Below are 12,714 nucleotides of genomic sequence, written 5' to 3'. Positions count from 1 at the left end.
CCGTTCGGAGAGGCTCCCGGCCCGCTGACCTGGATATGCGGATTGCTTCTCACCTACAAGTGAGAGGCCACTGTCACAGTCGCCGCGGCGCTTCCGAATCAACGGGTTCCTTCAGTGCTCGCCCGGCGCCAGAGAACCGGTTTTCCCATTGGACGGGAGAGGCCCCGAAATCCGGAATTTTTGCAGCACACACTCGTATCACTTCATTCATCGCAATCAGATTCCCGCTTCACGAAAGGGTTTACAGATGCCTCGAACTTCACGCACCGCCGGTTTCCGCGCCGCCGCAACATTGGCAATCACGGGTAGCCTCCTGATTACCGGCATCGGCGGCACAGCGCTCGCCCAGGCCGATTCACTTCGGTCCGCCGGCTTCGGCTCTCTGGACTTCGGTTCGCTCGGCCTCGGCAGTTCGCAGCAGACCCCCGACGCTCCGCGCCTCGAGGGAATCGACAACTTCCGCGATGTCGCAGGCACCGGAGCCGGATATGAGGGATCCGGCTACACGGGATCCCTCGGCCAGCATCTCAACAAGGGCGTCTTCTACCGAGCCAACGCGTTCACCCCGAAGGGTGCCGATATGGCAGAGCTCGTAAAGCTTGATTTGGCAAAGGTTTACGACCTCCGTACCGACGGCGAAATCGCCAAGGTGCCGGATGTTCTGCCGCCCGGCGTCGACAGCGAACACATCTCGATCCTGGCACACGACGTGGACATAACAGCGATGATGGCCACAATCCGCACGCCCGACGAAATGCGCGGCGCCATGCAAGAAATGAACCGGATATTTGTTACCGGCGCAGTTGAGCGCGCCGGGTTGAAGACACTCCTCACCAACATGGCGGAAACCGATGGCCCGCAGGTCTTTCACTGCACCTCCGGTAAGGACCGCACGGGTTGGACCGCAATGCTGCTGCTCAGCATCGCCGGCGTCGACCAGTCCACCATCATGGACGACTACCTTCTGACCAACGAGTACTCGGTCAAAAGCATCGCAGCGGCCACCGCATACATCACCGCGACGTACGGTGCCGGCGCAGCAGCAATAGCCGCACCGGCACTCGGAGTGGAAGCCAGCTTCCTCCAAGCCGGCCTCGACCAGGTGAAGGCGGATTACGGAACCATTGACAACTACCTGACGGACGGCCTGGGACTGAGCCAGGACACCATCACGGCGCTGAAGGCCAAACTGCTCGGCTGAGTTCCGACACAGGCATCAGATACAAGGCGTATCCGAGTTCATGTCCACGACCGGACGCGAACTCGGGTACGCCTATTCTGTCGAAAACTCGCGCACAACATCGTTCTGATACGCCCAGATGACAATTTGTACCCTCGTACGCACATCGAGTTTTCGGCAGATATTGCTGATATGTGACTTCACCGTGCTCAATTCGAGTTCCATCACGTCAGCCACTTCGCCATTGCCCAAGCCTCTCGCAAGATGCTGGACAACTTCCATTTCACGCAGGCTCAGATCGTGACTGGGAAGCAATACTCCGACCGACTGCTTTCGTTTGCCGAATTCCACTATCAACCTGCGTGTGAGTCGCGGCGACAGCACCGAACCGCCTTCTGCCGCAGCAATGACTGCCGCTACCAAGTCTTTCGGATCCGTATCCTTGAGCAAGAACCCTGCCGCGCCCATGTCGAGAGCGCCGAACACGTACTCGTCGAGATCGAAAGTCGTGACAACAACGACGCGAGTATTCGGGAACTCCTTCAAAACCTCGCGGGTCGCCGTCAGCCCGTCACCGCGCGGCATTCTGATATCCATCAGCACCACGTCAGGACGAAGTAGCCGAACTTGTTTCAACGCTTCAGTTCCCGAGCTTGCATGACCGATCACCTCGATACGAGGGTGATCACGAAGGAAAAGATCGAATCCTTCCCGGACAACCGCTTGATCGTCGGCAATAAGTACTGAGATCACGCGATGATCCTCCCACTAGTCGGCATCGTCGCCCGTACTGTCCATCCACCGGTCCCATCGGGTCCGGCTGAGAATTCTCCGCCCAAGAGCGTGATTCGTTCCCTCATTCCCGGGATACCGAAGCCCTGCCCTCGCATAGAAGCCGTACTGATTCCGTATTCGTTGTCGATCGTGACGATTACCGATGCATGATCACGACAAACTCTCACGTGAACCGGACTGGTCGGCGCATGCCGAAGTGCATTCGACAGTGCCTCCTGAACAATCCGATAGCACGATACCTGCACCGCACTGTCGAGCTCGGTAAAACTGCCCTCCAGTTCGAAAGTCAACGGCGAACCCGCCGCCCGACATCCGTCGACCATTTCCGGGATATCGGCGATCATCGGCTGCGGGTAATCGGGATCCCCTTCACCCAACCGCAGGATTCCCACGATCTGACGCAAACTGTCGAGCGCTCGCTGCCCTTGGTCGATTGCTCCGTCGAGCATTGCTTGCACATCGTCCGGATGGCTCGCAAGGACCTTGTTCGCCGATTTTGTCTGGATGAGCATTCCGGTGAGGTGATGGGCTGCAACATCATGCAGTTCACGTGCCATGTTCTGCCGCTCAGACGCGATTGCATCATTCAACTTCGCCTCGTGTTCCTGCCGAAGTTGTTCGATGGCAGCACTACTGGTCGATGAATACGTACGGAACTTCGCAATGACCAGACCAAAGGCAACAAGCATTCCATAGGTGAACAGAACATTGACAATCTGCACGATGATCAAATGCTGAGGCGTTTGTACCTCGCCAAGATTATTGGTCGGCTCCAATCCGCGTACTGCGGTCACGGCCACGTCCGTCGCCATTGCCAGCACAGTCAGCAACACAAGTTTCATTCCCTGTGTGCGAATCGCCAGTGTCACGATCGCAAAAAAGTACAGCGGCGTCAAACCCATAGATCGGTCGTCCAGCAGCAACGTCAGGCCCGCTGTGCAGACCATCGCCACCAGAAATGAACCAACCGGAAATGCGCGACGTAGACAAGCGGCAAACGTAAGAATGACGATGAACATCAGCGCTTGAATAATCAGCGACGGCGAATGCAAGAGTCTCATTCCGACGTCACCGGCCAACTTTGCAGCCACAATCCCGAAGAGCCACACCACACTCAAAACGCCGAGCACTACCGCAGCGATTGCCGGATTACTCGGGGTCAACCGATTAATCTGAACCGAATACATCTGCTCCGACGGCAAAAACTGGCGGAAGTGCACTAACATCCGACTCCGTTCAACATCAAGCTCCCCCCGGCACCCGTAGAATACTCGAGCCGCAACGATTACCTGCAGCTTTTGTCAGACCGGTGTTCGAAGTACAAACGTAGCTGAAGTCCTTCGGCACCTCGAACCGTCATGGTCGCTACCGAGCAATCCTACGAGAATCGCCCGCACCGGTGAATCATTAGTTCAATGCTTCCCGGATCACGGCTGCCGTGCTGTCGAGTATCGCCCGATGAGGCCTGCGGGGTTGAGCGCGCAGACCGAAGCCGTCGCCACGATTCCGGGGGATGACATGCAGGTGGACGTGGAAAACTTCCTGCCCCGCGACAGCTCCGTCGGAGAGATGAAGATTGACGCCGTCGATCGGAAGTGGCCCGGCGCGCATGGCCGTCGCGATTTTCTGCGCAACAGCAAAGATCCTGGCGCCGTCCTCGGGATCCAGCGTCGACAATCCACTGGCATGACGTTTCGGCACAACGAGAAGATGACCTGACGTGAACGGCCGAATGTCCATGAAGGCAAGGACATTCGCGTCGTCGTAGACGACGCTGGCGGCGGCCTCGCCGGCGATGATGGAGCAGAAGATGCAGTTCATGGTGCACCTGCTGTGCGCCTTTATTAACCGCGGGCGGTTAATAAAGGCGCACAGCAAAATCGCTACAGAATCGGCGACGGCGCGTACGCCGCAGCTTCGGGGTTGGCGTCGACAAGCTTCTGTACCTCGGCGACAACAGATTCGACCTGCGCCGACGCGGCGCCGATGAAAGCAGCCTTGTCTTCGAGGGCAGCGTCGAGCGCGGCGCGATCGAGCGGCAGACGGTCGTCGGCGGCGAGGCGATCCAGAAGATCAGGTTCCTTGCCCTCTTCACGCATCGCAAGTGCCACGGCGACAGCATTTTCCTTGATGGCCTCGTGCGCGGTCTCGCGTCCGACGCCGGCGCGAATAGCTGCCATGAGTACGCGAGTGGTGGCGAGGAACGGCAGGTAGCGCGTCAGTTCCTTCTCGATGACGGCCGGGTAGGCGCCCATTTCGGTGAGCACGGTCAAGAAGGTCTCGAACATGCCATCGATCGCGAAGAAAGCGTCAGGCAGTGCAACGCGGCGAATCACCGAGCAGAAGACGTCGCCTTCGTTCCACTGAGCGCCGGCCATCTCGGCTGCCATGGAACCGTAGCCACGCAGGATGACCTGCAGTCCGTTGACCCGCTCGCAGGAGCGGGTGTTCATCTTGTGCGGCATCGCGGAGCTGCCGACCTGGCCGGGCTGGAAGCCCTCGGTGACGAGTTCGTGGCCGGCCATAAGGCGGATGGTGTGTGCGAACGACGACGGCGCGGCACCGACCTGGACGAGGGCGGAGACGACGTCGTGGTCGAGGGAACGCGGGTAGATCTGGCCGACGCTGGTCAGAACGTTGGTGAATCCGAGGTGCTCGGCGACCTTCGTCTCGAGCTGATCCAGCTTGGCTGCGTCACCGTCCAAGAGATCGAGCATGTCCTGCGCGGTGCCCATCGGGCCCTTGATTCCGCGGAGCGGGTAGCGGTCGATCAGCTGACGCAGACGAGTCAATGCCACCAGCAGTTCGTCGGCAGCCGACGCGAAGCGCTTACCCAAAGTTGTGGCCTGAGCTGCGACGTTGTGCGAGCGGCCGGCCATCACGATGGACGAGTACTCGGCAGCGCGCTCACCCAGACGGGCGGCGACGGCGATGCCGTGGTTGTAGACGTGCTCGAGGGAGCGGACGATCTGCAGCTGCTCGACGTTCTCGGTGAGGTCGCGGCTGGTCATGCCCTTGTGAACCTGCTCGTGGCCGGCGAGGGCGTTAAACTCTTCGATGCGAGCCTTCACGTCGTGGCGGGTTACACGCTCACGATCGGCGATGGACTGCAGGTCGACGTTGTCGATGACCCGCTCGTAGTCGGCAACGGCGTCGGCCGGAATGTCGATGCCCAGCTCGGTCTGAGCTCGCAACACCGCCACCCACAGCTGGCGCTCGAGCACGATCTTGTACTCAGGCGACCACAGAGCGGCAAGCTCCGGGCTGGCGTAACGGTTGGCAAGGACATTCGGGATGCGGCTCACGAGGCCTCAGTCTAACGGTGGAAAAACGGAACTGTTACCCCTGCACAGGTGGGGCCATCACATCAATCGATTCGAGAAGCATCCCGCGGGCCAAACCATGCGGGTCGGGGTCGTACTCCGCCAATGCCGCGATCATCGCGCCGTCGACCATCGCTACCAGGCGGCGCAGTTGGCCGTCGGCAGTTGAGCGGCCCGAGCGCCTCAACGCCTCGGTCAGCACTTCGTCCAATTGCGCGCGCAACCTCAACTGCACGTCACGTAACGCCGGGTGCCGAGCGCAGGCAACTGATCTTTCGTACCGCGAAATCAACCGTTCGCGGCTCTCGGGCCGACTTTCGTCCACACCGAGCAGCAGTTCCACCAGCAGATCGACGGTAGATTCGGAGCCCCGTCGACGCATGGTCACTTCGTCGACACGGGCACGCGCGGCTTCCATATCCGCCTTGCCGTTCAATTCGACGGCGCAGGCAATGAGGTCGTCGAGCGAATCGAAGTAATAAGTGGTCGATGCCAGCGGAAGGCCTGCCCGCGTTGCGACGGCGCGGTGACGGACCGCGTCGAACCCGCCTTCCAGCAAAAGCTCAGCAGCAGACGCCACCAGCGTTTGGCGACGCTTTTCTCCCTTGGGTGTTGCTGCTCCTGACACCATTCCATCGTGCCAGTTGAATAGGTACCAGCATCGGAAAATAGCGCGAACGCCCTGCTGTTTGTTACCCGAGCCACGATTCGAGGCGTCGAAGCGCCTCTTCGATGTCCGCTGTGGCACCGGCAAACGAGAGCCGGACCATCCGGTTTCCGTGCACGGTGTCGAAGTCGATTCCCGGCGCCAACGCGACTCCGGTATCGGTCAGCAACCTTGAACACCAGGCGGTCGCGCCTTCATCGCCGCAGAGATGTCCGATATCGGCGTACACGTAGAACGCGCCGTCGGCAGGAGCGAGATCGGTGATACCGAGCCTCGGCAACCCGGTAAGTAGAAGCTCACGGTTGCGCGCATAGCGCTCGACGTGGCCATCCAGTTCGACCTTCGCGTCGGCCGAGAAAGCTTCGATCGCGGCGTACTGCGAAATCGCGGGCGGGCACACAGTCATGTTCGACGCGAGTCGCTGCAGCGGTCGACGCAAGTAGGTAGGCACCAGCATCCAGCCGAGTCGCCAGCCTGTCATCGAGAAGTACTTGGACACCGAGCCGATGACAACCGATTCGCGTGATGTTTCCCAGGCGCTCGACGTCTGCTGATCGCCGTACTCGATGCCGTGGTAAATCTCGTCGGAAATCAGGAGAGTTCCGTGCTCCTCACACCAATGTGCGAGTGCTGCCAGCTCGTCGGGTGCGATGACCGTTCCGGTCGGGTTGGCGGGGCTCGCGACAATCAAACCGGCCGGCGGCGACGGCAGCGCATCGAGCATCTCGACCGTCGGCTGATAGCGCGTCGCCGGTCCACAATCGAGTTCGACGACGTTGCAACCCAACGCCGCAAGGGTATTGCGATAGGCCGGGTATCCCGGACGTGCGACGACGACGGTATCGCCTTCGTCGAATGCAGCCAGGAAGAGCAACGTGAACGCGCCGGACGAACCTGTCGTGACGACCACGTCGTCGGCGTCGACGGTGATTCCCGAACGCTCGGAGTGGTAGCCCGCGATGGCCTCACGCAACGCCAAGATTCCGAATGTCTCGGTGTACCCGAGGAGTTCCGTACCCAGAATCTCCTGCGTTGCACGCAATACCGGTGCCGGCGCCGGTGTCGAGGGTTGACCGGCCGCCAACGTGAGGACGTCGCCATGCGTCCGCTGACGTTCGGTGGCGGCTTTCCACACGTCCATGACGTGGAAGGTCTGGATGTTCGATCGACGAGATTCTGAGCGCACACCTCGACGGTAGTCGGTACCACCAATCAAACGTCAGTGGGTTCTCGTTCAGTAGTTTCGAGGTCGGAGTCCTCGGCCGGGAGAACGTCGACCTTGCTGACCGTCAGGAATGCAACCAGCGCAACGATTACACCGGCGAACACCATTGTCGTGGTGGTCGGACCCAATCCCAGCCCGCCTTCGTCGCGGCCTTGCGTCAGCAGGTCGCCGAGCGAAGCGCGCAGCGGTCTGGTGACGATGTACGCGATCCAGAATGCCAGCACCGCATTAAGTTTCAACCAATAGTGCGCCGCAGTCACCACAGCACTGACGGCACCGAACAGGATTGCCGACTTTGCATATCCCAGATTGACCTGCTCTGCGATCAGGTCACCCGCCGCCGTGCCGAGCGCAAAGGTGAAGAGAATCGCGAGCCAGTAGAACGCTTCGCGCTTCGGCGTCCGGATGCTGTGAATGGACAAAGTTCTTTCACTCGCAAACCACACTGCACATGTCACTGCCAACGCAACCGCGAAGATTCCGCCACTCACTTCCAATGGCACTCCAAAGGTGTCGGTGAGGATGTCGGTGATCAAACGTTCCCACCACACTGATCAGCACCACGACCAACCAATAGGCCCACGGCACATACTGTTTCCGCGTGAACTGGATCCCCAGGGCGATCACCAGCAGCCCGGTCATCAAGACGGCGGTCCCGGTCAATCCGATGCCGAGATCTGCATTGAGTGAATCTGCCGCAGTCTCACCAACCGTCGTACCCAGAATCTTTATGACCCAGAAATACAGAGTTACCTCGGGGACCTTGCTTGCCAGCTCACGTGTGAGAGTCATGTTGGTCAGAGTTGCAGGTACTTGTTGAAAGGAAACTGAGAACGCTCGTCGCTCTCGGCCCAGGCAGTAGAGACTGAACACATGAACTTCGCGTCGACGATTTTCCATCCATCCCAGTGGAGCGTCCGTGTCCGCTCGACTGTGGCGTCGACGCTGGTCATCGCGTTCTGTCTCGTAATCGCGGGGGTGGCTCTCGTATTCGTTCTCGCGAACTCGCTCCAACTGTCGGCAATAGACAGTTCCGATGCACGAGCCACGCAACTCGCTCAACAACTCAGTGGAGAAAGTGCCACCGATCTCGACCCGTCACTCCTCTCGACGGACAGCCAGATCGGAATCGTTCAGATCGTGGGATCTGATCACCAAGTTCTCGCCCAATCACCCGGTACCGAGAACGGATTGCTCTCGCAGCGAATTCTCGAACCTGATCAATCCGAATCCTTCGGCCGCGTCAAATTGTCCGACAACAGCGACTACTGGTTGATCGGCCGCGGTGTCGCGACCCCGACCGGGCTGGTCACGATCTTCGTGGGAGCTGATCGTGAACCTGTCGAGACCGTAGTGACCACCGTGGCAATACTTTTGGCGGTAGTCGGACCCCTCGTTCTCGCGTTGGCGGCCTTCGCGACGTACCGGCTCGTGGGTTCCGCCCTCGCGCCCGTGGAACGTATCCGGACCAGAGTCGCATCGATTTCGAGTGGTAGCCACGGCGAACGAGTGCCGGTACCGTCGGGAAACGACGAAATAGCACGAACGGCAACAACTATGAACGACATGTTGGCCCGCCTCGACGAAGGTGCGCACGCTCAACAGCGCTTTATCAGTGATGCCAGCCATGAACTGCGAAGCCCGTTGTCCACCATCACCACTGCTCTCGAACTGGCACACCGCCGCCCCGAACTACTCGACGACGCATTGATCGAGGGCGCACTGCTCCCCGAGGCCAGGAGGATGCGGCAACTGATCGAAGATCTCCTGACCTTGGCACGCGTAGACGAAAGCGACGTGAAACAAACGAAACTCACTGTGGATGTAGACATCGACGACATCCTGTTCAACGAAAAGAAGAGAGTCTCCGGAATCTCGGATATCGCCGTGACTGCAGCAATAGTGCCGGTTCGTGTCAACGGGGACCCGCGTTCACTGACGCGGTTGGTGCGCAATCTCGTCGACAATGCCGTTCGTCATGCGGAAACCCAAGTGTGGCTGAACTGTTCCGAGACCGGGGACACGGCCCACATCGTGATCGAAGACGACGGACCCGGCATCCCGGCATCCGAGAGAGAAAGAATCTTCGGACGCTTCGTAAGGCTCGACTCCCCGCGGTCAAGGGAGGGTGGCGGATCCGGACTCGGACTGGCCATCGCGTCGGACATCGCTGCCACGCACGGCGGAACCATCACGGTGACCGAAAGACCAGGCGGTGGAAGCAGATTCGACATCGCTTTCCCGACAAATCAGGATTGAGAATTTGAATCGGACGTGCATCGGTAGCCCACACCGCGCACCGTCTCGATGCTGTGTGTCCCGAACGGTGCGTCTACCTTTTTTCTCAAGTAGCCGATGTAGACCTCGACGATGTTCTCGTCCCCCTCGTAATTGGTGTCCCAGACGGATCGAACAATTTCGCTCTTGGTCACGACAACCCCACTGTTGCGCATCAGAAATTCGAGAACGCTGTACTCACGGGGAGTCAAAGACAACTCCGTCGCACCCCGGCTCACCTGATGCCTCGCAGGATCGAGCGCCAAATCGCCGACGGTCAATACCGTCGGCCGCTGCGGTGCGCCCCGCCGTACCAATGCACGCAGGCGCGCAAGAAGCACTACGAAGGAAAAGGGTTTGACCAGATAGTCGTCGGCACCGAGGTCGAAAGCATCAGCCAAGTCGTATTCCCCGTCCTTCGCTGACAGCATCAAGATCGGCGTCCAGATCCGGCGGGCTCGCAGTTCGCGAACGATCTCGTAGCCACTTTTCCCCGGCAACATGATGTCGAGGACGATCACATCGAATTCGTCGCTACCGGCAGCGACAAGTCCGTCGTCACCGTTGTGTTCGACGGCAACTACAAATCCTTCGGCGACCAACCCCGACGAATTGTCTCCGCCAGTCGTACTTCGTCCTCAACTACCAGCACTCGCACCGTAGCCCCCGCCTTTCCGAACTCAGTACAACAGATTGCGCACTGTCACCGAACGCGCATTCAGCGTTTCTTCAGCATTGGCTGGGCAGACTTCGATCCATGCTTGCATCTGTCACGTCCCCGCATGCCGTGGTCACCGAAGTGTTGACCAAGAGCACCACCGCGGAAATCGCCGTTACGGCAATCCTCGTTGCTGCCGCACTTTTCGGATTCGGATCGATTTATCGGTCAGTCGACATCCGATCGACGGTCCTTCGAGTTGTCGGACTTTCGATCGCTCTGGTGACCTTGTCGGTGCAGGTAGTTCAGGAGGGATGGCTGACAAGGTTCGACGGCCCCGTGACCGATTGGATGGTGGCCCATCGAAGCAGCGGACTCAACCACGTTGCCGTTGCTGTCACCGACCTCGGCAGCCCCGTAGCGACGACAGTCCTCGGCATCGCGGCCGGCACTTACCTCTCGTGGCGCGCGCGGTCCGTGATTCCGGGAATCGTCGTCGTCGGCACCGTCGGTGCTGCCGCCGTCGCGAGCACTGTATTGAAAGCGATTGTCGGGCGTGAACGTCCGCCGACAGCCACTCAGGTTCTCCTCGAGACCGACCACTCCTTTCCTTCCGGCCATGTCACGGGCACAGCAGCTTTGATCGGTATCGTCGTCCTCGTTGTGGCGACGCAGCACACTCCGACAGTCAAACGGCTTCTGATACTCCTGGCAGTTGCTGTCACGGCGATCGTTGCCCTCACCCGGTTGTATCTGGGCGTCCACTGGCTCACCGACGTCATTGCCGGAGCAGTGCTCGCGACTCTCGCAATCACCATCGGCGGCACAGTATTTCACTTCCTGAACAGCCGCTGGCCGGCGCAGCGCGGCGCACTCTCGTCGGCTTCTTCCTCCCCGGAGACTCGCTGCTGTTCACAGCCGGAGTTCTTGTTGCCCTGGATCATCCATTCGTCCCACTGTGGGTCCTGCTACTCACCATTCCCATTGCCGCCATCGCCGGAGATCAGTGCGGATACCTTATCGGCCGAGGTACGCGCCCGGCTGTACGGACGATCACTCCTGTCTTGGCCGGAGCCTCGGGAATGCCGTACCGAAACTTCTTGACGTACAACGTCATCGGCGGCGCGATATGGGGTGTTACCGTCCCGGTTCTGGGATACTTGCTCGGCGGAATCGACTTCGTCCGGGCCCACATCGAGATCATCCTCATCGCAGTAGTCGTGATCTCGATTCTACCGATGGCCGTGAACTACATTCTCTCACTGAGACAGTCGCCAAAGAGAGCGCCCGCGGCGGGTTCGATGTTGAGGTAGAACACATCATCGTATACGCGATGCCAATACGAGCCGGGCTGCGAGCTGCTGCCCGACTCACCCGGCTCGCGCCTGCGTTAGGAGCAGGTGCTCGCGACCTCGTCGCCCGCCATGACGGCGGCGACGAACGCGGCGGTGTCAGCCTCGGATGCCGTGATGGCGCCGCGGTGGTCCTGCCCCGGGTACACCCGGTAGTCGACCGGCACGACCTTGCACAGTTCGTCGGCCACACCGTCGACCTCGAGCTTGGACACGACCGTGTCCTCACCACCCTGCGCGATCATCGTCGGAACCTGCGGGGTAACCGCGCCCGGGTTCTGCTTCTTCAGATAGTCAACGATGGGCGCCAGGTCAGCACCAGGCCGGATGAGCTGATCCGACGGCACGGGCTCGGCCGCACTGAGCTGCGCCAAGCAGCCGGTCCGCGCGGTGGTCAGGAGCGGCTGGGCTGCATCGGTGAGCAGCGCATCGGGGTTGATAGACGGGACCGCAGCCTGCGCGCCGAGGACGATGACCGGCAGGAACGCGCCCGCCACCGCGGGAACCTGGGCGCCGGCTGCGATGGCCTGGATCAGCCCGGGGATCGCCGCGCCGCCGGGGGCCATGGCCACCGCGCCCTTGAGGTTCAACTCGGGAGCCCGCTCAGGACCGTTCTGGGCGGCGAACAGGGTGGCCTGCCCGCCCTGACTGTGGCCCATCACAAGCCAGTCCGTGCCGAGCGAGTCGTCTAGCTGACGCGCGGCTCGGACGATGTCGATGACGGTGTTCGACTCGCTGGTCCCGTTGAGATACGTGTGGCCGCCGGGGGTACCGAGGCCCTCGTAATCGGTCTGCACGACGGCGTATCCCTGCGCGACCCAGGTGTCGAGGTAGTCGGTGGCAACGGAGAAGTATCCGTGCACGGGGCCGTCGACGGTGTCCAGCGAGGGGGCGCAGGCGTCGGCGAAACCGCTGGTGCCGTGCGCCCAGCTGATCACCGGGTATCCGCCGGCAGGCTCGGGGGTGGACGGGATCGCCACGGTCCCGGACACGACGATGGGCTCACCGTCTGCGCCCTCGGAGACGTAGGTGATCAGCTGCGTGCTGGCCGCGCTCGGCAGTGCGGCGGCTGTGGTGAGTGCGCTGTGTGTCAGCAGCTGGCCTGCCTCGAGGCTCGCGGTGGCCGGCTCGGAGCCGGACGAGGAGTTCGAGCAGCCCGACACGAGCAGTGTGGTGCAGGCCGCGGCGGCGACGCCCAGCATGGTGCGACGGTTTCGATTCAGATGGAGCATATGGT

General features: G+C 60.7%; 13 protein-coding genes and 1 pseudogene. 4 read left to right on the top strand and 10 right to left on the bottom strand.

What is annotated here, in order from left to right; translation table 11 throughout:
* The first annotated feature begins 247 nt into the window (after positions 1-247).
* Positions 248-1,201 carry a tyrosine-protein phosphatase gene (locus MTX36_RS05920; protein WP_243618788.1) on the top strand — a complete coding sequence of 318 codons (954 nt, stop codon included), beginning with the start codon at positions 248-250 and terminating at the stop codon, positions 1,199-1,201.
* A 72-nt stretch (positions 1,202-1,273) separates the two neighbouring features.
* On the opposite strand, the gene MTX36_RS30200 is transcribed toward MTX36_RS05920, so the two are convergent.
* The 8 genes from MTX36_RS30200 to MTX36_RS30190 form a co-directional block, all read right to left on the bottom strand.
* Positions 1,274-1,933 carry a response regulator transcription factor gene (locus tag MTX36_RS30200; protein WP_243618787.1) on the bottom strand — a complete coding sequence of 220 codons (660 nt, stop codon included), beginning with the start codon at positions 1,931-1,933 and terminating at the stop codon, positions 1,274-1,276.
* Positions 1,930-3,201: a sensor histidine kinase gene (locus MTX36_RS05910; RefSeq protein WP_243618786.1), complete on the bottom strand. Its 1,272-nt coding sequence runs from the start codon at positions 3,199-3,201 to the stop codon at positions 1,930-1,932. Before MTX36_RS05910 ends, MTX36_RS30200 begins: the two co-directional genes overlap by 4 nt.
* A gap of 181 nt (positions 3,202-3,382) precedes the next feature.
* Positions 3,383-3,796 (bottom strand): HIT family protein, encoded by a 414-nt coding sequence (locus tag MTX36_RS05905; RefSeq protein ID WP_243618785.1) that lies wholly within the window; start codon positions 3,794-3,796, stop codon positions 3,383-3,385.
* Between the two features lie 62 nt (positions 3,797-3,858).
* Positions 3,859-5,280, bottom strand: coding sequence for an adenylosuccinate lyase (gene purB / locus MTX36_RS05900; RefSeq protein ID WP_243618784.1), 1,422 nt, complete (start codon positions 5,278-5,280; stop codon positions 3,859-3,861).
* A gap of 34 nt (positions 5,281-5,314) precedes the next feature.
* Positions 5,315-5,926 (bottom strand): TetR/AcrR family transcriptional regulator, encoded by a 612-nt coding sequence (locus tag MTX36_RS05895; protein WP_243618974.1) that lies wholly within the window; start codon positions 5,924-5,926, stop codon positions 5,315-5,317.
* Positions 5,927-5,990: 64 nt separating this feature from the next.
* Positions 5,991-7,151: a pyridoxal phosphate-dependent aminotransferase gene (locus MTX36_RS05890; protein ID WP_243618783.1), complete on the bottom strand. Its 1,161-nt coding sequence runs from the start codon at positions 7,149-7,151 to the stop codon at positions 5,991-5,993.
* Positions 7,152-7,177: 26 nt separating this feature from the next.
* Positions 7,178-7,681 carry a hypothetical protein gene (locus MTX36_RS30195; RefSeq protein ID WP_374230432.1) on the bottom strand — a complete coding sequence of 168 codons (504 nt, stop codon included), beginning with the start codon at positions 7,679-7,681 and terminating at the stop codon, positions 7,178-7,180.
* The gene (locus tag MTX36_RS30190; protein ID WP_308198195.1) at positions 7,620-7,982 is read right to left on the bottom strand and encodes a hypothetical protein; all 363 of its coding nucleotides are present in this window, start codon (positions 7,980-7,982) and stop codon (positions 7,620-7,622) included. Before MTX36_RS30190 ends, MTX36_RS30195 begins: the two co-directional genes overlap by 62 nt.
* Positions 7,983-8,063: 81 nt before the next feature.
* Between MTX36_RS30190 and MTX36_RS05880 the strand changes: the two genes are divergently transcribed.
* Positions 8,064-9,449 (top strand): HAMP domain-containing sensor histidine kinase, encoded by a 1,386-nt coding sequence (locus MTX36_RS05880; RefSeq protein WP_243618782.1) that lies wholly within the window; start codon positions 8,064-8,066, stop codon positions 9,447-9,449.
* On the opposite strand, the pseudogene MTX36_RS05875 reads toward MTX36_RS05880, so the two are convergent.
* A pseudogene (locus MTX36_RS05875) lies at positions 9,440-10,125 on the bottom strand (response regulator transcription factor). The gene MTX36_RS05880 and the pseudogene MTX36_RS05875 overlap by 10 nt on opposite strands.
* A gap of 99 nt (positions 10,126-10,224) precedes the next feature.
* Here MTX36_RS05875 and MTX36_RS05870 point away from each other — a divergent pair.
* Complete coding sequence (locus tag MTX36_RS05870) at positions 10,225-11,229, top strand: phosphatase PAP2 family protein (RefSeq protein WP_243618781.1); 1,005 nt, start codon at positions 10,225-10,227, stop codon at positions 11,227-11,229.
* A complete protein-coding gene (locus tag MTX36_RS05865) occupies positions 11,208-11,438 on the top strand; it encodes a hypothetical protein (RefSeq protein ID WP_243618780.1) in 231 nt (76 codons plus the stop codon). Before MTX36_RS05870 ends, MTX36_RS05865 begins: the two co-directional genes overlap by 22 nt.
* Positions 11,439-11,515: 77 nt before the next feature.
* Here the strand turns inward: MTX36_RS05865 and MTX36_RS05860 are convergent, their stop codons facing one another.
* Positions 11,516-12,709, bottom strand: a complete 1,194-nt coding sequence (locus tag MTX36_RS05860) for a lipase family protein (RefSeq protein ID WP_374230438.1) — start codon at positions 12,707-12,709, stop codon at positions 11,516-11,518.
* Between the last annotated feature and the right edge of the window lie 5 nt (positions 12,710-12,714).

The organism is Rhodococcus sp. ARC_M6, from assembly GCF_022810305.1.
Lineage (GTDB): Bacteria > Actinomycetota > Actinomycetes > Mycobacteriales > Mycobacteriaceae > Rhodococcus_F.
The sequence above is the reverse complement of the archived record's forward strand: the minus strand, read 5'-3'. Positions and strand labels throughout refer to the sequence as shown.

What these genes read in the sequence shown, in the direction of transcription:
- MTX36_RS05920 (WP_243618788.1), top strand. Translation starts at nt 248, where the DNA reads ATGCCTCGAACTTCACGCACCGCCGGTTTCCGCGCCGCCGCAACATTG.
- MTX36_RS05910 (WP_243618786.1), bottom strand. Translation starts at nt 3,201, where the DNA reads ATGTTAGTGCACTTCCGCCAGTTTTTGCCGTCGGAGCAGATGTATTCG.
- MTX36_RS05905 (WP_243618785.1), bottom strand. Translation starts at nt 3,796, where the DNA reads ATGAACTGCATCTTCTGCTCCATCATCGCCGGCGAGGCCGCCGCCAGC.
- MTX36_RS30190 (WP_308198195.1), bottom strand. Translation starts at nt 7,982, where the DNA reads ATGACTCTCACACGTGAGCTGGCAAGCAAGGTCCCCGAGGTAACTCTG.
- MTX36_RS05880 (WP_243618782.1), top strand. Translation starts at nt 8,064, where the DNA reads ATGAACTTCGCGTCGACGATTTTCCATCCATCCCAGTGGAGCGTCCGT.
- MTX36_RS05870 (WP_243618781.1), top strand. Translation starts at nt 10,225, where the DNA reads ATGCTTGCATCTGTCACGTCCCCGCATGCCGTGGTCACCGAAGTGTTG.
- MTX36_RS05865 (WP_243618780.1), top strand. Translation starts at nt 11,208, where the DNA reads ATGCCGTACCGAAACTTCTTGACGTACAACGTCATCGGCGGCGCGATA.
- MTX36_RS05860 (WP_374230438.1), bottom strand. Translation starts at nt 12,709, where the DNA reads ATGCTCCATCTGAATCGAAACCGTCGCACCATGCTGGGCGTCGCCGCC.